We start from the raw sequence: 20,313 nt of genomic DNA, 5'->3' as shown, positions 1-20,313 counted from the left end.
CACCCGGTAGCACCGGGCAGCGTTGGGCCTCGCTGCGCTCGGCGCCGACCTACGGGGCGTGGTCGATGAAGCGCTCGCGCAGCAGGTAGCGCAGGGATTCACCCAGGGCTTCGCCGTGGCCGAGGCCTTCGAAGGACTGGAAGCGGGCGTCGAGGCCGGGCACCTGCGCGAGGTCGTCCACCAGTGCGGTGGCGGCGCGTTCCGGGTAGGGCTCGGCGGTGCCGCGCGGGTTGGCCGGTTCCGCGCTGCCGCGCATCAGCAGCAGGCGCGCCGCGTGGCCGGCGATGCGCTGCTCCAGCCCCGGGCGTTCACCGAGGATGACGCCATCCCCCCACCAGAGCGACGGGCTGGCGGCGGCGAACTGGCTGAACTGCTGGGGCCGGGTGAACAGCGCATGCAAGACCAGCAGGCCACCATAGGAGTGCCCCCAGAGTGTCTGCCGGGTGGCATCGAAAGGCGCGTGTGCGGCCACGGCCGGGCGCATCTTCACCTGCAGCAGGTCGAGGAAGGCGTCGGCTCCGCCGCTGGGCTGGCCGGTGAGCGGGTCGCGCTGGCCGGGTTTGTCGGGCTGCGGGGGCGTGTAGTCCAGGGTGCGGGCGTTGCGCTCGATGCGTTGCGGGGTCTGGTAGCCGATGGCGACCAGCAGCGGCGCATCGCCCTTGGCCAGGTCCTGCAGCAGGGGCGCGTCGAGCACGCCGAAGGCGGCATTGCCGTCGAGCATCCACACCACCGGGTAGCCGCCGGCCGGGGCCGGGCTTTTGGGCTTGGCGATCCACAGTTGGTAGTGGCGCTGGCCGTCCTCGGAGTCGAGTTTCAGGCTGCTGAAGGCGTAGGGCAGGTCCTGGCGCTGCAGCAGGCGCGTGTCCATCAGGGCGTTGGGGTCGGGTCGCGCCAGGGGCGCGACTCCGGGAAGTGCCACTGCCAGGGTGAAGGCCAGGGCAGAAGTGAAGCGGGGCAGTCTCATCAGGCGGTCTCGACGGTCAGAACGAGGCGGTAATGCTGGTGTAGAGGGTGCGGCCGGGCTCGTTGTAGGTGGCGGCGCCGGCACCGTCGATGTTGTTCACGCCCTGGGCGTTGCCTTCGCGGTAGAGGCGCTTGTCCAGCAGGTTGTCGACGCCCGCGGTGAAGCTGAGGTTCTCGTTCAGGTCGTAGGTGCCGCTCAGGCCCAGCAGCGCGTAGGGCGAGAGCTGGTTGTTGGCGTTGCCGGTGACGCGGTTGCCCTGGTAGCCGTATTTCTTCGGCTTCTGCTTGCCGTACCAGGCGACGCTGGCCTGCAAGGACAGGTCGTCGCGCACCTGCCAGTCGAGCATGGAGTTGAGGGTGTAGGCCGGGGTGACGGAGAGGGTGTCACCGGTTTCCTTGTTCTTCGACTGCAGCATCCAGGTGAGGTTGTTGGTCCAGGTCAGCTGCTCGGTGAGCGGCAGGGTGAGGTTGCCTTCCAGGCCTTCCACCAGCGCCTTGGGCACGTTCTCCCACTGGAAGATGCGGGCATTGGCGTAGTTCACGCCGCCGACCACCTGGCCGCCGGTGGCGCTGCCGATGGCGGCCATGCCGGACTCGATCTTGTTCCTGTAGTCGTTGCGGAACCAGGTCAGGCCGGCGACCAGGCCGTCCTTCTTGTACTCGATGCCCAGCTCCTTGTTGACGCTGGTTTCGGCGTCGAGGTTCTCGTTGCCGCGCAGGTAGCAACTGGTGGTCTGGCCGTAGCAGCCCTGGCCACGGCTGTAGAGCAGGTAGTCGGGGTTGAGCTGGTACAGGTTCGGCGCCTTGTAGGCGCGGGCGATGCCGGCCTTCAGGGTGAGGGTGTCGGTGAGTGCGTGGGACAGGTTGAGCGACGGGCTCCAGTTGTTGCCGACGATGTCGTGGTGGTCGAAGCGCAGGCCCGGGGTGAGCATGGTGCCGGGGGCCAGTTCGATGTTGTCTTCGGCGAACAGCGAGAAGATCTGCGCCTCGGAGGTGGTGTCGCGGCCGCTGCTGGTGAGGCCGCCGATGGCGCCGCCCTCGGTGGTGGTCTGGGTGTTGGAGCTCGGGTCGTCCAGCTGCTGGCGGGTCCATTCGCTGCCCAGGGTCAGGGTTTGCGGCAGGCCGGCATCCAGCGGCAGGTTGAGCTCGCCGTGGGCGGTGAGGTCGCGCAGCACGGCGGTGTAGTAGCCGCTGTTGGCGAAGATGCCTTCGGTGCCGCCAGCCAGGCCTTCGTTGATGCGGTTGTTGCGGGTCTTCTCGTACTGCAGGTAGGCGAGCGAGCTGCCGAAGTCCCAGTCGCCTCGGTGGGTCAGGGCGTAGGTCTCGCGGAAGGTGCGGTTGGTCTCGTGGCCGAGCATCTTCTTCACGGTGGCGTTGCTGTTGGTGTTCTGCGTGTCGCCGGTGTAGAGGTTGCCCTGGCGGCTGAAGCCGGTTTCCAGCTCCAGGGTCTGCTCTGGGGTCAGGTTCCAGCTGAGCAGGCCGTTGACGTCCTTGTTGCGCACGCCTTCGCGGCCGGCGGGCAGGGTGCCGGCCTGGTTGCCGGTGCGGGCGGATTCGTGGCCTGAGTTGATGTCCCAGTCGTCCGACTCGGTCTTGGCGACGTTGCCGTAGACGCGGTAGCTGAGGCTGTCGGTGAGCGGGCCGTTGAGGCCGAAGCTCAGGCGCTGGCTGGCGCCTTCGTCCTTGTGGGTGGGGAAGGAGGTGTAGAGGGTGGCGTTGCCGTGGGTCGTGGCGCTGGCCTTCTTGGTGATGATGTTGACCACGCCGCCTGCCGCGCCGTTGCCGTAGCGCGCGGCCGCCGGGCCCCGGATGACCTCGATGCGCTCGACCTGGTCGGCCGGCACCCAGTTGGTGTCGCCACGGCTGTCACGCTCGCCACGCCAGCCGTAGCGCACGGCGTTGCGGCTGCTCACCGGCTTGCCGTCCACCAGGATCAGGGTGTTCTCCGGGCCCATGCCACGGATGTCGATCTGGCGGTTGTTGCCGCGCTGGCCGCTGGTGGAGTTACCGGTGAGGTTCACGCCCGGCATGGTGCGGATGATCTGCGACAGGTCGTTGGCCGGCGGGCGCTTCCTGATGTCTTCGGCGGTGATCACCGAAACCCCTGGCGCCTGCTTGGTCTCTTCCTCGGCGGTGGCGATGACGTTCTGGGCGTCCAGCACGAGGCCGGTGTCGGCGGTTTCGGCGCTGGCCGCGTGCACGGCGAACGACAGCAGGCAGCTGGACAGCAGCAGGAAGGGGATGGCGGTGGAAGACGGGCGAGGCGACATGGACGATCTCCGGTAATGCCTTGGGATGCGCGAAGATCACGAATGATATTAATTGTTATTTGAGAGTAAAGCGCATTAACTTTCTAAACACTTCGTGAGGGTCCGTGTTGGGGGGATTCGCGAGCAGAGCTCGCTCCTACAGCGGGGTGCCGGGCCATTGCGTGATGCGGCCGGCAGCTCCGTAGCCTGGGCTACAGGAGGGAACATCACGCTGCCGGCAGCCGCAGGTGCAGGCACAGGCCCGGGTGGGCGTTGCTGGCCCAGAGCCGGCCGCCCTGCAGTTCGATGGCGCGGCGGGCGATGGCCAGGCCCAGGCCGAAGCCTGCGCCGGTGCCGCCGTCCAGGCGCTGGTAGGGCAGGAAGATGCGTTCCAGGTCCGCCTCGGCGACGCCCGGGCCCTGGTCGTGCAGGCGCAGGTGCCAGCAGTCGCCGTCGCGCTCGCCGTCGAGGCGCACCGTGCCCCCTTCAGGGGAGTGGCGGATGGCGTTGCGCAGCAGGTTCTCCAGGGCCTGGGCCAGGCTGTCGAGATGGACCTGCACGCGGCAGTCGGCATCCAGGGAGCAGGGCAGCCTCGCGGCATCCCAGCCGCTTTCGAAGCAGGCGTCCTCGCGCAGGGCTTCCCACACCGACAGCACCTGCACCGGCTCGGTGGGCAGTTGCGGGCGTTCGGTGTCCATCCAGGCGAGGTCGAGGGTGTCTTCCAGCAGGCGCTGCATGTCGGTGATCTCGCGGTCCAGCCGTTGGCGCAGCTGTTCGGGCGGTAGCTCGCTGTCGTGGGCGATGCGCAACCGGGCCAGCGGGGTGCGCATCTCGTGGGACAGGGTGCGCAGCAGCAGGCGCTGCTGGCCCAGGCTCAGGCGCAGGCGCTCGGCCATGTGCTCCAGGGCTTCGGCCAGCTCGCCCAGTTCGTCGCGGCGGTCGGCCAGGGGCGTGCCCAGGGGCGCGGTGTCCAGTTCGTCGGCGCGCAGGGCATCGGCGCGGTCGCGCAGGCGGTTCAGCGGCACCACGAGATGGCGGTAGATCAGCAGGCCGAGCAGGGCCGCCAGCAGCGTCGGCACCACGCCGTGGGTGAAGAGGTGGGTCCAGGGCGTCAGGCCGCCGGGCAGCAGGCGCTCGGGCAGTTGCAGCACCAGGCGGCCGTTCTCCGGGTGCTCGGGGAACTCGATGCTGACGTAGGGCAGCTCGTCTTGCAGGCGCCGGCTCATGGGCCAGTCGAGCTTGCGCATGAAGGTCAGGTGGCTGGATTCCTCGGCGTTCAGCAGCGTGCCGTCGAGGCTTTCCAGGCGCGGGCCGAGCACCGCCACCCAGGTGTCTTCGCGGCTGGCCAGGTCCTGCCGGAAGCGCGCGACGCCGGCCGCGCCTTCGTTCTCCCAGGCCTGTTCGGCCTGCTGCGCGTATTGCGCCAGGTAGTCGCGGTCGGCCGGGGCGAGGAAGTAGGTGCTGCGCTCCACCGCCAGGCCCCAGGTATAGATGAGCCAGGTGAGCAGCAGGCAGAAGCCGACCTGCAGAAGCGCCAGCTTCCACAGCAGGGGATGGCGGCGCATCAGGAGCGTTCCGTCTCGACCAGCAGGTAGCCCTGGCCGCGCACGGCCTGGATCTGCAGATGGTGGATGCCGATCTCGGCCAGTTTGCGGCGCAGGTTGCAGACGTGCACGTCGAGCCCGCGGTCCAGCCGCGTGTAGGCACGGTGCAGCACGCACCGGTAGAGGAAGGGCTTGCTCAGCGCCTCGCCGGGGTGGGCCTGCAGGGTGGCCAGCAGGCGGTATTCCGACGGCGTGAGCCCGGCCGCGCGGCCTGAGTGGGTCACGTCCTGGGCCTGCTCGTCGAGGTGCAGCGATGGACCCGGGCGTTGCGCCGCCTGGCGCCGGTCGAGGCGCACGCGGCGCAGCAGGGCATCGGTCCGGGCGTCCAGCTCGGCGAGGCTGAAGGGCTTGGGCAGGTAGTCGTCGGCTCCCCGGGTGAAACCCGTGATGCGGTCCTGCTCGGCTCCCAGCGCGGACATCAGCATCACCGGGGTGTCCTGCCGCCGGCGCAGGGCTTCGAGCAGCTGCAGGCCGTCGAGGCCGGGCAGCATGATGTCCAGCAGTACCAGGTCGAAGGGGTCGCGTTCGGCAGCGGCCAGGCCCAGGGTGCCGGTGGCGCAGGTGGTGACGGCGAAGCCGCGCTGGCGGAAGTGCAGGTCCAGGTCTTCGCGCAGCCGGGGGTCGTCTTCGACCAGCAGCAGGCGCGGGGAGGGGGCGGGTCGTTCGATATGAGAATGTTTCACATTTGAAAATATCTCATTGCCAGGGGGTTCCTGGCAATCGCGCGATGCTCGCAGGGGTCAGCGCGTGGCGGGCTCCACCACCACCTGGTTGCGGCCCTGGCGCTTGGCCCGGTACATCATTTCGTCGGCCTGCTTGAGGGTGGCTTCCAGGCTCCGTCCGCCGGGTGTCCATTCGGCCACGCCGAGGGAGATGGTCACCTGGCCGACGCCTTCGGTACGCGCCTCCTCCACCGAGTGGCGCAGGCGTTCGGCGACTTCCGAGGCTTCCGCCAGCGTGGTGCCGGGCAGCAGCAGGAGGAACTCCTCGCCGCCCACGCGGCAGGCCAGGTCGCGGTCCCGCGAGCAGGCCTGCATCACCGTGGCGATCACCTTGAGCGTGCGGTCGCCGGCGTCGTGGCCGAAGCGGTCGTTGACCTTCTTGAAGTGATCGATGTCCAGGGCCACCACCGCCAGGTCGCGCTCGCCGCCCCGGATGGCCACCAGGGCTTCCTCCATCGCGCGGCGGTTCAGCAGGCCCGTCAGCGGGTCGGTCTGCGCCTCGTGATTGAGGCGGCCGAGCTTCTCCTGCATCAGGGCGATGCCGGTGATCAGGGCCTGCTTGATGTGCGCGGCCTCGAAGTACCAGGCGCGCACCGTGGCCAGGCGTTCCGAGCTGCCCGGCTCGCCCATCTGGCGGGCGCCGGCGGCCAGCTGGCGCAGCGGGTCGGCGATCAGCCGTGTCGTCCACCAGAGCACCGCGAACCCCAACAGCGCCAGGGGCATGGCAGCGACGAGCACGTGCCGGACCAACCCCTCCAGCGCCACCAGGGTGGCCTGGCGTGGCTGCTGCGAAACCACGCCCCAGCCGGTTCCCGGGATGCCGGCATAGCCGGAGAGCATCTCCACGCCCTTGGAGTTCACATACACCAGGGTGCCGCTGCGCCCGCCCAGCACGGCATCGTCGACGGCGCTGGCACCGACCTGCTGGCCGATGCGCGCGGGGTCCGGGTGGTAGAGCAGCCGGCGGTTGGCGTCGATCAGGTAGACGTATGCGTCCTGGTGAAAGTGCAGGCCGATCAGGCCGTGCAGCAGGTTGTCCTTGCGCATGTAGATCGAGCCGCCGACCAGGCCCAGGTACCGGCCGTCGGCATCGAGTACCGGCTGCGAGACGAAGACCACCAGCCGCCCGCTGGCGGCGTTGAAAGGTTCACTGATCAGCGGGCGGCGGGCACGCAGCGCCTCCTCGAGGCCGGGGGAGCGGCCGCTTCCATCGAGCTGCGGCGCCTCAGGCACGGCGGCCAGCACGCGGCCATCGGCGGCGACCACGGCGATGGCGTTGAAGCCGGCATCCTGCAGGTCGAGCCGGCGTGCCTCCTCGGCGAGCAGCTGCGGGTCATCGAAGTGCTTGCCCAGCAGCGCCGCGCTGTACGCCAGCTGTTGCTGGGCCGCCTGCAACTGGGCGCCGATGCTGCTGGCCAGCTTCTGGGCGTAGGCGTGGTTGTTCTTCAGCGCGCCGTCCAGCAGCGAGGCCTTCTGCACCCGGTAGGCCGCGTACAGGCCGTTGGCCAGCGTGGCGATGCTGGCCAGCAGGACGAGCAGCAGGATCAGGTGGCGGAGCCGTGTCGCGGGGAAGGGGGTGGGGTTCATCGACGACGACTCTCCTGCGACGCGTGGGGGGACCGGCCGCGCGCCCAACGACGGCATGCAGCGGGGGCGGCGTCAGCAGTGTAGCCAAGGCGCAGGCGCGCGCCCCTGGGCCCTGGCCCTCAGTCGAAACCCTTGAACACGGCGAACTCCTCCACCGGGGCGCGTTCGGAGCGCAACTGGTTGATCGGTGCGGTGCGGTCGGCGTGGCCGAGCGCCATGGCGCAGTAGAGCAGCTCGTGCCCGGGCAGCCCGAAGTGGGCGTGCAGGCTCTGGCGCACCATGCCCCAGGCTTCCTGCATGCAGGTGGCCAGGCCGCGCTCCTCGGCCACCAGCGCCAGGGACTGCATGAACATGCCCAGGTGGGCCCATTGGCCGTGGCCCATGGAACGGTCGATGACGAAGAACAGACCGACCGGCGCGCCGAAGAACTGGAAGTTGCGCGACATGGCGCGCAGGCGGGCGGCCTTGTCCTCACGGGGGATGCCGAGCCTGGCGTAGAGCGCCTCGCCGATGGCGTAGCGGCGGGTGCGGTAGGGCTCGGTCAGCCCCTCGGGGTAGATGGGGTGGTCGCCGGCTTCGCCAGCGGGGTTCTTCATCAGGGTTTCCAGGGCGATGCGCTCGACCTCGGCCTTGGCGGCGCCGCTCACGGCGATCACCTTCCAGGGTTGCAGGTTGCCCCCCGAGGGTGACCAGCGCGCGGTGTCGAGCAGGGCGTGCACGGTGGCGGCGTCGACGGGTTCATCGGTGTAGGCGCGGACGGAGATGCGTTGCTGCAGCATTTCGGCTACGGACATGGCGACGTTCCTCGGCAGGTGATGGCGCGGCCTGGACCGCGCACGGGCCCGGCCGAACTTAGCGAAAAGCCCGTGCTTGACGCCACAGGCAGAACTGCCAAGAACCATCACCCGCGCGCTTCTCGCCGGTCGCGCGGGGGATGGGCGGGGTCATTGCGCGGCGGTGCCGGGCTGCTCCCAGAAACGCGGGAAGGTTTCGTGCGGGTATTGCGTGCCGTCGTACTTGAGGGTCTTGCGCACGGTGCGCAGGTATTTCTCCCCGGCGGCCGAGTCGCCGGTCACCCTGGCGGCCAGGACCAGGTCGGCGAAGCCGTTGCTGCTCGTCTTGGCGAGGTCGAGGGTGACCCTGGCGCTCTCGGTCATGAAGTCCGGGTCGTTGACGCAGAGGGTGCCCTTGATGGTGGTCCATTCGGCGAGGTAGGCCTTGAGCACCGGGCGCAGGGCCTTGCCTTGCGGGGCGAACAGGGTCAGTTCCTCGTCCGAGCCGCCGTCGGGGCAACTGGCGCCACGGGCGGTGCTGTCGAACACCAGGCCGAAGGCGCGCAGGCCCGGCGCCAGGTGGTAGCGGGCGGTGTCCAGCCACAGGCTGTCGCCGCTCACTTCGGTGGCGGCGTCCTCGTCCAGGGTCGAGTCGTAGCGCTCCAGCAGCGCGCCGCTCCTGCCGTCCACCTTGGCCACCAGCAGCGCCAGGCTGCGTTCACCCTGGGCGACGCCTTCATCACCCGGCCGCTCATAGGCGAGGGCGACCACCGACTGGGCCTTGTCGTCCGGCCAGGGTTTGCAGGCGGCGGCTACCAGCGGGCCTTCGCCGTAGCTGTCGGGCGCCGTCCAGCCGCTTTGCCCCAGTTGCTTGGCCAGGGCCTTGATCAAGGGTGCGGGGCAGGGTTGCGGGTCGCGGGCCTGGGCGGGGGTGGCGAGTACGGCACAAGCGAGCAGCACGAGGTGGGGGGCCCGGGAGGCGAGGCGGCGGTAACGCTCCATGTCGACGGTTCCTTGAGGGGGGAGAGGCCGACATTCTAGCGGCCGCCACGGGTGGCGGGGTGGCTGACCGGTTCGCATTTCCGCCGATTGGCCATCGGCGACTTAGCCGGCTCCGGTGGCCAGGGGCGAGCCGACCTGCCCGCGGGCGGGCTCGAATTCCAGCGCAGGGTCGGCTATGGGCTGGCGCAGGAGCATCTCGCGGTCGCGCTCGTAGTGGTTGAGCACGCGCCAGGGCAGGTGGCGACCCTGGCGGGGCAGCAGGTCGGAGCCACGCTGGACGTAGCCCGACTGCAGGGCGCCCATGACGCTGCCTTCCTCCATCTCGCCCTCCGGTGCGCGCGGCGTGCACACCTCCAGGTCGTGCTTGCGCATGTGGTTGAACAGCCGGCACAGGTAGCTGGAGGCGATATCGGCCTTGAGCGTCCAGGGCGCGTTGGTGTAGCCGAACACCGAGCCCATGTTGGGAATGCCCTGGGCCAGCACGCCCTTGTAGGTGAGGCGGTCGGCCAGGCTCCTGCGCTGGCCGTCCACCAGCAGGTCGATGCCGCCGAGCGCGCGCAGCTGCAGGCCGGTGGCGCTGACGATGATGTCCGCCGGCAGCTCGGCGCCGGATTCCAGGGCGATGCCTCGTTCGGTGAAGGTGGCGATGCGGTCGGTGACCACCGAGGCGCGGCCCTCGCGCAGGGCAGCGAACAGATCGCCGTCGGGCACTGCGCAGAGGCGTTCGTCCCAGGGCATGTAGCTGGGCGTGAAGTGGCGCATGTCGACCTTGCCGCCGAGCTGCTTCCTGACGCTGCCCAGCAGCCAGGCGCGGACCTGCTCCGGCCAGCGCCGCGCGGCCTTGTAGATGACCCGCTGCAACCAGATGTTGCGCGCCCGCGCCATGGCGTAGACCCAGCGCTCGGGCAGCACGTGGCGCAATGCGGCGGAGACCGGGTCCTTGCCGGGCACGCTGATGATGTAGCTGGGCGAGCGCTGCAGCATGGTGACGTGGCCGGCGCGCCCGGCCATGGCCGGCACCAGGGTCACGGCGGTGGCGCCGCTGCCGATGACCACCACGCGCTTGCCGTCGTAGTCGAGGTCTTCGGGCCAGTGCTGCGGGTGGATCAGCCTTCCCTGGAAGCGCTGCATGCCGGGGAAGTCCGGCTGGTAGCCCTGGTCGTAGTCGTAGTAGCCGACGCAGGAGACCAGGAAGCGACCGGTGAACACCCGCTGCACGCCGCTGGCCTCGTCGCGGGTCCTGACGGTCCACACCCTCTCGTGGCTGGACCAGGAGGCCTCGGTGCAGGCCAGGCCGAAGCGGATCCTGCTGTCGACGCCATGCTCGCGGGCGGTGTCTTCGATGTACTGGCGGATGGTGTGGCCGTCGGCCAGCGTCTTGAGTTGGTCCCAGGGGCGGAAGGCGAAGCCGAAGCTGAACATGTCGGCATCCGAGCGGATGCCGGGGTAGCGGAACAGGTCCCAGGTGCCGCCCACGGCCTGGCGTCGCTCGATGATGGCGAAGTCCATCTGCGGCGCTTCGCGCACCAGGTGGCAGCCCATGCCGATGCCCGAGAGCCCGGCGCCGATGATCAGCACGTCGTGGTGGTCGTTCAAGGTCGGCCTTCCTTCTTGTTGTTCTTGTGTTGTGCAAGTCATAGCAGGCTTTGCCGCCGCTGCTCGCCGGCCCTTAGGCGGGTTTTCCGCATGCGCGTTGAGGCCGGGGCTTCAGCCCGGGGTTTGCAGGGTGCCGTTCCCGGGCTGCAGGAAGATACGGCGCCGCTCAATGCTCGCGTCGGTAGCTGAAGCGGCAGCCGCTGGGATCGGTGAAGGTGAGGCCGTCGGCGTCGAGGCTGTAGCCATAGCTCACCAGCGCATCGTTGGCGGTGGAGAGGGTGACGCGGCCGGGGCTCTCGATGTGCCAGGTGCCGCTGTCCCACCAGGTGAAGCCGCCGGGCACCTCGGGGGTGCCGCTGTACAGGCCGTTGGCGTCGAAGCGCAGGCTGCTGGCGTACTTCGCCGCGCAGGCCGGGGACGTGCTCTTGCGCCACTGTCCCAGCAGTTGGTTCTCCAGGTCGGTCATCTGAGGCTCCGGTCATCACCGGCAGCGGGGCGCCGCATGACGGCGCCCCGTGCCAGCCGTTTCCGCCCTACTTGGCTCCGGCCGCCAGGCCTGTGGTCCTGGCCCGTGTCTTGGGTGCCTTGCCAAGCTCCTTGAGCACGCCACCGGCATCGCCGAGCAGCGTCGTCAGTTTGCTGCGCTCGGTGTCGCTCATCACCGTATCGTAGTCGAGCAGCGCGCTTGCGCCCTTCGGATCGGCCTTGCGTTTATGGAAGCGCTTGGCCAGCCGCTTGGCCGCGATGGCGGCGAAGTGCGGCTTGAGCACCGCCGAGTCCAACGCCGCCTGGATGGCGTCCAGGCCCTCGGTGAGGTGGTCGCCGCCGATGGCCAGCACCAGGTGCGCGTCGGGGGTGGAGAGCACGCGGTGCGCGGCCTCGGCATGCCGCGCCTCGACCGCTGCGGTGACCATCACCGTGGCACTGCCGGCCGCGCGGGCGACCAGGCCGTCGATCTCCCAGTGCACCTCCACCTTCACCTCGTGCACGCCGGGTACGCCGAACAGCGCCCCTTCGGCGCCGCGCATCAGGGTCATGGATTCGCTGATCCGCTCGCCCGGTTGCAGCAGTTTGAAGGGCTGGTCCTCGACGCAATGCACCAGGGTACGGAAGCTGCGCACGGTGCCGGATGGATCGCCGACGCTGCCACTGACGAATTCGCTCTTCAGGCTGAGGTTGGCCGGCACCTGCACCGGCTGGTCGCCACGGTTGACCAGGGCGATACCGATCCGCACCGGTGCGCCCAGGGGCACTTCGCCGAGCAGCGGTGTGACGTCCACGTCGAGCCCCAGGATTTCGGCCTCCAGGTCCGTCGGGGTGATGTTCGGGGCGGCCGTGGAGGCACCGCCGAATGCCACCGAGCCGGGCCGCACGAAGGGATCGGGGTAGTGGCGCAGCTGCTTGAGGTTGTCCGGGTGGAAGGACCACTGGATGTTGCTGGGGAAGGGCGTGGCCGGGGTGCCGGCGGCAGCGATCACGTCGCTGGTGCACATGAAGCCGAAGTCCGCCGAGTTGTGGTAGAGCCCCATGGCGTGGCCGACCTCGTGCACGGCGGTGCGGAAGTAGGGCGCCGCCGCCGTGCCGAAGCGCTTGCCGCTGACCGTCCCCCAGCCCGCTGCGATGGTCCAGTGCGAGGCGATGCCGATGCCCTCCCGGGGCACGTTGTTGGAGTCGGTGCCGCCGTTGTCGTACATGATCCCGCGCGGGGTGGAGTCGATGTTCTTCACCGCCAGTACGTGGTAGCGCCACTCGGTATCCAGGTTGACCACCGCGCGCCGGGCCAGCATGGCCGCGTGCATCTCGGCATCGGACCAGGACCCACCGCTGGCTTCGGCGACATTGGTGTCGCTGAGGTGCACGGCGACCTGCCAGCCCACCGCATCCATCACCGTCTGCCAGGTATGGCCGAGGCCACTGTTGGTCGGCTGCTCGGAGCCGGAGACGGTGTCGATCTCCACGGTGCAGCGGCGGTAGTAGCTCGACAGCCAGCCCATGGTCAGGCGCCCGATCACGGCGTTGGCCGCGTTCTTCACATCGCCCTCGGCATAGTCGCCGGAGGAGGGATAGCCCGCCGGCGCGGGCATGCGCACCATCTGGGTGGTGAGGGTGGAGTCCAGCGCCCAGCTGTTGGGCGCGGTGAAGCGCCACAGCTCGAAGCCGAGGTTGAAGCTGTTGCCCAGGTAGAAGTGCTCCGGCAGCGCGGTGACGCGGATGTAGTAGCGATAGCGTGAGCGCGAGAGGATCGGGATGCCCGATGCCGGGTTGGGCCCGGCCAGGAGAATCGGCTTCAGGCTGGTTTCCGGGCGCCCGCCCAGCAGGGGGATCGGCGAGGTGATGGGCAGCGGCAGGAAAATGGTCGGGCGCTGGTAGAGATCGCCGCTGGCGGTTCGCCCGGCGGCGTGGGATTCCACGCGCAGGGTGCCGTCATAGGACACCAGCGGCGCCCCGGTGGGCTTGTAGTTGAGCAGCCAGCAACCGGGACGGATGCTGCGCAGTGGCGGCACGATGATCGGGCCGGGGATGGGCTTGGGCAGTTCGGTTATGGGAAGGGCGGCGGCCGCTCGGGCGTCTTCCTGCTCGGGCGGCAGTACATCGGGCATGGGGGGGATTTTGTCGAGGCTGGACATCGTTGAACACTCCTATTCAACAAGGGGCGCACCCTGCCCGTACTCCCAACCACGCGAGCCATTGCATGACGCCGGTACGACACCCCTGGAAGGTTCCTTTTTTAGGGTCGTGTCATGCGTACCGCGTGCGCATGGCCCAGTGAGTATGCGACTGCCCGGGGCCCTGCATAGCGCCGCCCATCGCCCGCAGGACGTGCGGCGTGACCGATTGTCGGAGCACCCGAAAGCCCTGTAAGGGCGCCGCTACACCGCCCCCTGCAACCGAACTTTTCGTGCTTGTCGATATGCCGGAAAGGCGTTTGCGTGGGGAGGGGACGAGGGGTTTTGGTCGGCTGTGTGCGTCGGGGAATTGGTGGGCTGAAGCCCACCCTACGCCCATCCGCCCGCGCCGAGCCCACCTTTGCAGGTGCGAATTCATTTGAGCGTGGTCATGAGTCATCGGTGCTGCCTGTGACGATTTGAATTGAGGGCTCGACAGGATGAACGCGTGCCGTAGGGTGTGCCGTGCGCACCGCCGCTCGGTGTTTCCGGCGAGCTCCAGGTGCGCGCAGCACACCCTACGTCCGAAGTGAGTGGCGGCTGTATGCCCCGAGGTCTGGTTGCACCAGGGCGTGGATGTTTACCTGCTTAACGGCGCGCGCTCCGGACCGCTGTCAGCGGGTACGGATCTCCCCCCGCGCCAGGCTTTCGGCATCGTTGCCGAGGGCGTCCTTCAACGCCATGTCGGCGCCTTTCTCGCGCAGCCGGTCCAGCAACCGGGTGCGCTGGAACAGCGCGGCATACATGGCGGCGGTCTGCCCGGCGGTGTTGCGCTGGTCGGTGGGGCAGGGGGTGTTCATGAGGCGGTGGGCGATGCCCAGTTCGGCCTTGAAGATGGCGCCCATCAGGGCGGTGTTGCCGCGGCCATCCTGCAGGCAGGGATCGGCGCCGGCAGCGAGCAGCGCGTCGACCGCATCGGCGTGGCCGTGGTAGGCGGCGAGGATCAGGGCGCTGTAGCCCTTGGCATCCTGGGTGTCGAGGTCGTAACCGGCCTCGATGAAGGCGTGGAGCACCTCCAGCCGGCCTTCACGGGCGGCGTCGAGATAGCGTTGGGCCAGCTCGGCCTGGATGGCGACCGGGTCGGGCGTCGGTTCGGCCTGTGCCAGGCCGGCGCAGAGCAGCAGGGCGAGGAGTGCGTGTTTCATCTCGGGCTCCTGGAGCCGGCCCGCGTGTGCGGGCCGGCGCTGGGCGGGTCAGTCGGCGAGTTTGGCGGCCAGGGCCTTCACCTTGGCCAGGTCGCCACCGGCCACCTTGGCGACACGGGTGCCGTAGTCGGTGTCGGCCTTGTACAGGTAGGCGAGCATCAGGTGCTTGCTCTCGCTGTCGGTACCGGCGAGGGACTGGCCGAAGCTGTTGACCAGGTCCTGCTGGTCCTTCTTGCCGTAGGAGCGGTACAGGTCACCGGCCTGCTTGAAGTTCTGCTCGCGCTGGATGGCGCGCTGCTGGGTGCTGCCCTGCAGCGGCGTCTCGACGTAGCGGGCGCTGGCCGTGGCTTCGCGGGGCTGCAGGCGGCTCGGCTCGTAGTTCACGCCGCTGGTGGTGTGACCGGCGTTCATGCTGCCGTCCTGGTTGCCGTTGTTCACCGCGCCCTTGGGCTTGTTCACCGGCAGCGCCAGGCCGTTGGTACCCACCCGGTAGAGCTGGGTGTCGGCGTAGGCGAACACGCGGCCCTGCAACAGGCGGTCCTCGGAGGGTTCGATGCCCGGTACCAGGTTGGACGGGGCCATGGCCACCTGCTCGGTCTCCTGGAAGAAGTTGTCGACGTTACGGTTGAGCACCATCTGGCCGATCTTGCGCTCGGGCACGTCGGGCCAGACCTTGGTGGCGTCCAGCGGGTCGAACTCGAAGCGCGCCAGGTCCTTGGGCTCGAGCACCTGGATGTACAGGTCCCACTTCGGGTAGTCACCCTTGGCGATGGCGTTCACCAGGTCGTTGGTCATGTGGCTGTAGTCCTTGCCCTGGACGGCCTCGACTTCCTTCGGGTCGAGGTTGCGGATGCCCTGCAGGCTCTTCCAGTGGAACTTCACGTAGTGCGTCTCGCCCTTGGCGTTGACCAGCTTGTAGGCGTGCACGCCGTTGCCGTCCATGAAGCGGTAGCCGGCCGGGGTGCCCTCGTTGGAATAGAGCAGGGTGAGGGTGCGGATGGCCTCCGGCACGTGGGAGAAGAAGTCGAAGCGGCGCGAGTCGTCGTCCAGGTTGGTGCGCGGGTCCGGCTTGAAGGCGTGGACCATGTCCGGGAACTTGATCGCGTCGCGGATGAAGAAGGTGGGGAAGTTGTTGCCCACCAGGTCCCAGTTGCCGTCGGCGGTGTAGAACTTGGTGGCGAAGCCGCGCGGGTCACGCAGGGTTTCCGGCGAGTGGTTGCCGTGCACCACCGAAGAGAAGCGCACGAACACCGGGGTGCGCTCGCCGTTGCGGAACACCTTGGCGACGGTCAGGTCGGCGATGTCCGCCGAGGCGGTGAACTCGCCGTGGGCGCCGGTGCCCCGGGCATGCACCACCCGCTCGGGGATGCGTTCGCGGTCGAAGCGCTGCAGCTTCTGGATCAGTTGCACGTCCTGCAGCAGCACGGAACCATTCGGCCCGGCTGTCTGAGAGTTCTGGTTGTCGCCGACGGGGGCGCCGTTGTCACGGGTCAGCGGTGCACCCACGGCCATGGAAAGATTGAACAGGCATGCCGCCGCCAGCAGGCCGGGGGCGGTGCGATGGAATCTGGACATTTGCGTCTCCTGATGTCTCTGGTTCGGGTGTTGCGGCCTGAACCATAGGGAGCGCGGAGGGGCCCGGATAATAGGATTTGGTCAGCCTGGCGATTAGGAAATATTAAAGGTCCTACGCGCGCCGCCTCCCTAGAGTTCCCGGGTACAAGCCGCACCCCGGATTCACAGGAGGCCGCCATGGCGGCCCGCACGCAGGATGACCGATGACCCTGACCGAATTGCGTTACGCCGTTGCCCTTGCCCAGGAACAACACTTCGGCCGCGCCGCCGAGCGCTGCCATGTCAGCCAGCCCACCCTCTCGGTGGGCATGAAGCGACTGGAGGACTACCTGGGCGTGCTGCTCTTCGAGCGCAGCAAGGGGGCCGTCTACCTCACACCCATCGGCGAGAGCATCATCGAGCAGGCGCAGAAGGTGCTGGCCGAAGCCAACGCGGTGCTGGAGATGGCCCACGCCGGGCGCAACCAGCTGTCCTCGCCGCTGCGGGTCGGCGCCATCTACACCATCGGGCCCTATCTGTTCCCGCACCTGATCCCCCAGTTGCACACCGTGGCGCCGCAGATGCCGCTGTACATCGAGGAGAACTTCACCCACGTGCTGCGCGAGCGGCTGCGGGAGGGCGAGCTGGACGCCATCATCGTCGCCTTGCCCTTCACCGAACCCGACGTGCTGACCAAGGTGCTCTACGACGAAGCCCTGTGCGTGCTGCTGCCCGCCGACCACCCCCTGGCGGCGGAGCAGCGCCTGTCGGCGGAGGCGCTGGAGGATGCCGAGCTGCTGATCCTCGGCGAGGGGCATTGCTTCCGCGAGCGCGTGCTGGAGGTGTGCCCGGCCACCCAGCGCGCCAGCGTGGAATCGAGCTCCCTGGAGACCATCCGCCACATGGTCGCCTCCGGCCTCGGCGTCTCCGTGCTGCCGCACTCGGCGGTCTCCGGCCACCACTATTCGCCGGGCAGCGTGGCCATCCGCCACTTCAGCGCGCCGGTGCCGTTCCGCCAGGTGGCCATCGCCTGGCGCGCCAGCTTCCCGCGCCCGCGCGCGATCGACGTGCTGGCCGACTCGGTCAGGCTCTGCTCGGTTTCCCGTGGGCCGAACGGGGAGGCTTGAGAGGCGCTAGGGCCGCCACCTCTGCAGGGCCGCGCGGCAGTCCTCCACCAGCGCCGGCATGTGCGCCTCGAACTCCTGCCAGCCCCGCAGCGCCAGGGCCTTCTGCGCCGCCGTGCGCAGCGGCGCCGGAACGGCCCTGACCCAGCGGCGGCAGGCTTCGAGGCAGACGCCACGGGCATCGTTCCCGGTGTAGGAGGGCGCTGGACTGGCTGACCTCGTGGCGTTCGATGCTCATGACACTTCCTTGTTCATGGGGGCGTTCGTCGGGCTTCCCGGCCTGTCGGCTGAGGGGAATGCGACGGCGGAGGCGGATGAGCCTAACCCGCGTCAGGGCGCTTTCAATCGACGACAGCGAGGCGCCCTCATGCCCAATTCCAGCCTTCATTCAGGGCCATGCGCAGTCGGGCTCATGCGGGTGGCGGGCGGGGCTTTCGGCATGACGCGCAGGAAACACTTTGCAAAAGCCCGCTCGTTGAGCGCCTCCCTCGGGATTCTGTAATTTAGCTGCCGTGAAGCCGGGCCCCTCTGGCGGTCAATACCGCGATGTCGGAATCACAGTCTGTACAACTTCGACTGCAAGGAGGGGCTCCAATGACTGCCCTAGATACGTTCCTGTTTTCCGACTTCCTCGGCACCGCCACCTGGCTGTGGCTGGTCTTCCTCGCCGTGGTGTTCTCCCTGCTGGCCTTCGACCTGGGCGTGCTGCATCGCGATAACCGCGAGATCGGCGTCAAGGAGAGCCTGCTGCTCTCCGCCGGCTACATCACCGCCGGCCTGCTGTTCGGCCTCTGGGTGTTCTTCCAGAAGGGCGGCGACGCCAGCATGGATTACCTCACGGGCTTCCTCATCGAAAAATCGCTGTCGATGGACAACGTGTTCCTCATGGCGATGATCTTCAGCTTCCTGGCCATCCCGCGGCAGTACCAGCACAAGGTGCTGTTCTGGGGAATCATGGGCGTGATCGTGCTGCGTGCGGTGATGATCGGCCTGGGCGCGGCGCTGATCCACGAGTTCAGCTGGATCCTCTACGTGTTCGGCGCGTTCCTGGCCATCACCGGCGTGAAGATGCTGTTCTCCAGGGTCGATGACCACCCGGACCTGGAGAACAACGCACTGGTGAAGTTCCTGCGCCGGCACATGCGCGTCACCGACAGCCTGCACGGGCAGCGCTTCTTCGTGCGCCAGGCGGATGCCAGCGGCAGGACCGTGCTCTGGGCGACGCCGCTGTTCCTGGCCCTGGTGCTGATCGAGTGCGCCGACCTGGTGTTCGCCATCGACAGCGTGCCGGCGATCTTCGCCATCACCCAGGACCCGTTCATCGTCTACACCTCGAACATCTTCGCCATCCTCGGCCTGCGCGCGCTGTACTTCGCCCTGGCGGCGCTGATCCACCGCTTCGCCTACCTGAAGTACGCCCTGGCCCTGGTGCTGGTGTTCATCGGCGCGAAGATCTTCCTGGTCGGCATCATCGGCAAGATCCCGGCGGTGATCTCCCTCAGCGTGACCCTGGGCCTGCTGGTCGGCGGCGTACTGCTGTCGCTGTACAAGACCCGGGGCCAGGCGGCGCAGGCCATCGAGGAGAACAGCAGCCGCTGATACGCCTGCGGCATCACGTAAGCCCCCTCGCGCACTGACGTGGCGAGGGGGCTTTTTGTTAGGCTGCGCTCCTTTTCTCGCAAGGAGCACCGCGTGGCCCTCTCAGCATGGAAGCACCTGCCCGCCTGGGCGTCCCTATGCATCGCCGGCACGGCGAGCGCCCACACCCTGCCCAGCACGGTCTACCGGGGCACGGCGGGGGACATGCAGCTGGAGGTCGTCCTCCAGTTCGACAGCGCCTGGGATGGCATGGCGGGGTTCGTCGAAACCTCGGCCGCCGCCGACCACCTGAGCCTGGAAAAGACCCCCTTCGAGGCCGGCGAGCCGCTGCTGATCAACCTGCGTGACAACACGCCGATGCCCCCTGCGGCGATCGAGTTCCAAAGCTTCGCCATCGACCAGAAGGTGCTGCTGGGGCGCTGGATCGACCTGCGTACCCGCGAGGAGCGCCCGCTGCAGCTGCAACGCGAGCAGGTGTTCAGCGAGGACTCCCGGGTGGCCTACGAGGCCGACCTGTTGCAGAAGGGCACCAGCCAGGGCATGAGTTTCCGGGTGCATGCGCGCAAGCCCGCTGGCGAGCAGGTGCCGCTGTTCGATCGCATCACCGTCGGCGACAAGGCGAGCGGCGCGACGCTGCAGGTGATCGAGGGGCTGGACGCCTACTTCTTCGGCACCGACACGCTGCGGCTGGCCTACCTGGACGATGACGCCTACCTGGACTTCTCCTTCGTGCCACGGCGCATCCGCGAGAGCGACCAGGCCCTGGCCAACGGCACGGTGCAGTACTACCTGTACGACCCGGCAACCGGCCGCTATGCGCTGCACCCGGTGCTGACCGAGATGGCCGGCAGCGGTTCGCTGTACTTCGACACGTACCGGCGCGGGCGCTTCGAGTACCGCCTGGAAGGGGGCGATGGCTACCGGCCCGGCAACTTCCGCGGGGGCTTCTACCGCCTGGCCGAAGGGCAGCGCGTGGTGATGCTGCCGGCTGGGGAGGGTGCGCAATGAGTCGCTTCCTCAGCATTTTCCTGCGCCTGGCCTTGTTCGTGACCCTCTGCGGCCCGGGCGTCGCCTCCGCCCTGGACATCTACCGGGGCACCCTCGGCAAGCAGTCGATCACCCTGGTGACGGACTACCAGAACCGCATCATCCGTGGCCTGTATTTCTACGACCGCTACCGCACGCCGATCCGCCTGAAACCGGTGTTCAGCAGCAACGAGCCCCATGGCACCGCCATGGATGAACTGGACACCGCCGGCCTGCCGGCGGCGCGCATCCGTTTCACCACCTCGGGCTATTTCAAGCAGGACGCCACCCTGAGCGGCACCTGGACCGACTACCGCACCGGCAAGAGCCTGCCGATCCAGATGAAGCACGTGGCCCGATTGGGGTCTGACGAGGCCTGGCCCGGCGCGAGTGTGGAGGTGCCGCAGGCGGCCTCCACCGAGCGCTTCTACTTCCAGGTGCCGCTGGCCCGGGACGGTGCGGCGGCCACGGCCATCGAGGTGTACGCGAAGAAGACCGGCAAGCGCGTGCAGACCCTGAGCCTGCCCGGCTGCCGCAACGAGGGGCTGGAAACCGTGCAACTGGCAGTCGAGCAGGGCGTCACCCAGTTGCGGGTGGGCAAGCGCCAGCGCTGCGCGGGCGTGGCTTTTGCCTGGGACGAGCGCACGGGGCAGTTCGAACCCTTGCGCTGAACCGGACCCGCGCCGGGTTCAGGCGAACTCGG

The 20,313-nt window shown here is 68.6% G+C and carries 16 protein-coding genes; 4 read left to right on the top strand and 12 right to left on the bottom strand.

The window, feature by feature from the left end; genetic code table 11:
- Nucleotides 1-49: 49 nt before the first annotated feature.
- The 12 genes from ACYJSS_RS19825 to katB form a co-directional block, all read right to left on the bottom strand.
- On the bottom strand, nt 50-964 hold the full coding sequence (locus tag ACYJSS_RS19825; RefSeq protein ID WP_236205587.1) for an alpha/beta hydrolase: 915 nt from the start codon (nt 962-964) through the stop codon (nt 50-52).
- A 16-nt stretch (nt 965-980) separates the two neighbouring features.
- Nucleotides 981-3,233 (bottom strand): TonB-dependent siderophore receptor, encoded by a 2,253-nt coding sequence (locus ACYJSS_RS19820; protein ID WP_236205588.1) that lies wholly within the window; start codon nt 3,231-3,233, stop codon nt 981-983.
- A gap of 206 nt (nt 3,234-3,439) precedes the next feature.
- Nucleotides 3,440-4,777, bottom strand: coding sequence for a HAMP domain-containing sensor histidine kinase (locus tag ACYJSS_RS19815; protein ID WP_236205589.1), 1,338 nt, complete (start codon nt 4,775-4,777; stop codon nt 3,440-3,442).
- A complete protein-coding gene (locus ACYJSS_RS19810) occupies nt 4,777-5,499 on the bottom strand; it encodes a response regulator transcription factor (RefSeq protein ID WP_111263209.1) in 723 nt (240 codons plus the stop codon). The genes ACYJSS_RS19815 and ACYJSS_RS19810 overlap by 1 nt, the downstream gene beginning before the upstream one ends.
- Nucleotides 5,500-5,556: 57 nt before the next feature.
- Complete coding sequence (locus ACYJSS_RS19805; protein WP_111263208.1) at nt 5,557-7,125, bottom strand: sensor domain-containing diguanylate cyclase; 1,569 nt, start codon at nt 7,123-7,125, stop codon at nt 5,557-5,559.
- Between the two features lie 119 nt (nt 7,126-7,244).
- On the bottom strand, nt 7,245-7,919 hold the full coding sequence (locus ACYJSS_RS19800) for a nitroreductase (RefSeq protein WP_111263207.1): 675 nt from the start codon (nt 7,917-7,919) through the stop codon (nt 7,245-7,247).
- 150 nt (nt 7,920-8,069) lie between these two features.
- On the bottom strand, nt 8,070-8,900 hold the full coding sequence (locus ACYJSS_RS19795; protein WP_236205590.1) for a PA3715 family protein: 831 nt from the start codon (nt 8,898-8,900) through the stop codon (nt 8,070-8,072).
- A 102-nt stretch (nt 8,901-9,002) separates the two neighbouring features.
- Nucleotides 9,003-10,496: a flavin-containing monooxygenase gene (locus tag ACYJSS_RS19790; RefSeq protein WP_309296187.1), complete on the bottom strand. Its 1,494-nt coding sequence runs from the start codon at nt 10,494-10,496 to the stop codon at nt 9,003-9,005.
- Between the two features lie 166 nt (nt 10,497-10,662).
- Nucleotides 10,663-10,962 (bottom strand): hypothetical protein, encoded by a 300-nt coding sequence (locus ACYJSS_RS19785; protein WP_111264310.1) that lies wholly within the window; start codon nt 10,960-10,962, stop codon nt 10,663-10,665.
- Between the two features lie 67 nt (nt 10,963-11,029).
- Entirely contained in the window at nt 11,030-13,123 is a 2,094-nt protein-coding gene (locus ACYJSS_RS19780) for a zinc metalloprotease (protein ID WP_178083028.1), read from the bottom strand.
- Nucleotides 13,124-13,776: 653 nt separating this feature from the next.
- Complete coding sequence (locus ACYJSS_RS19775; protein ID WP_111264309.1) at nt 13,777-14,307, bottom strand: ankyrin repeat domain-containing protein; 531 nt, start codon at nt 14,305-14,307, stop codon at nt 13,777-13,779.
- 48 nt (nt 14,308-14,355) lie between these two features.
- Entirely contained in the window at nt 14,356-15,882 is a 1,527-nt protein-coding gene (gene katB, locus ACYJSS_RS19770; protein WP_111264308.1) for a catalase KatB, read from the bottom strand.
- A gap of 203 nt (nt 15,883-16,085) precedes the next feature.
- On the opposite strand from katB, the gene ACYJSS_RS19765 reads away from it, so the two are divergent.
- From ACYJSS_RS19765 to ACYJSS_RS19750, 4 genes are all read left to right on the top strand, one after another.
- Nucleotides 16,086-16,988: a hydrogen peroxide-inducible genes activator gene (locus tag ACYJSS_RS19765; RefSeq protein WP_111264307.1), complete on the top strand. Its 903-nt coding sequence runs from the start codon at nt 16,086-16,088 to the stop codon at nt 16,986-16,988.
- Between the two features lie 591 nt (nt 16,989-17,579).
- Nucleotides 17,580-18,584: a TerC family protein gene (locus ACYJSS_RS19760; protein WP_111264306.1), complete on the top strand. Its 1,005-nt coding sequence runs from the start codon at nt 17,580-17,582 to the stop codon at nt 18,582-18,584.
- Between the two features lie 93 nt (nt 18,585-18,677).
- Entirely contained in the window at nt 18,678-19,592 is a 915-nt protein-coding gene (locus ACYJSS_RS19755; RefSeq protein WP_111264305.1) for a hypothetical protein, read from the top strand.
- On the top strand, nt 19,589-20,281 hold the full coding sequence (locus tag ACYJSS_RS19750; RefSeq protein WP_111264304.1) for a hypothetical protein: 693 nt from the start codon (nt 19,589-19,591) through the stop codon (nt 20,279-20,281). Before ACYJSS_RS19755 ends, ACYJSS_RS19750 begins: the two co-directional genes overlap by 4 nt.
- Nucleotides 20,282-20,313 lie beyond the last annotated feature (32 nt).

The organism is Pseudomonas sp. No.21, assembly GCF_054558415.1.
Note: the sequence above shows the minus strand (reverse complement) of the source record. Positions and strands in the feature narration are given on the sequence as shown.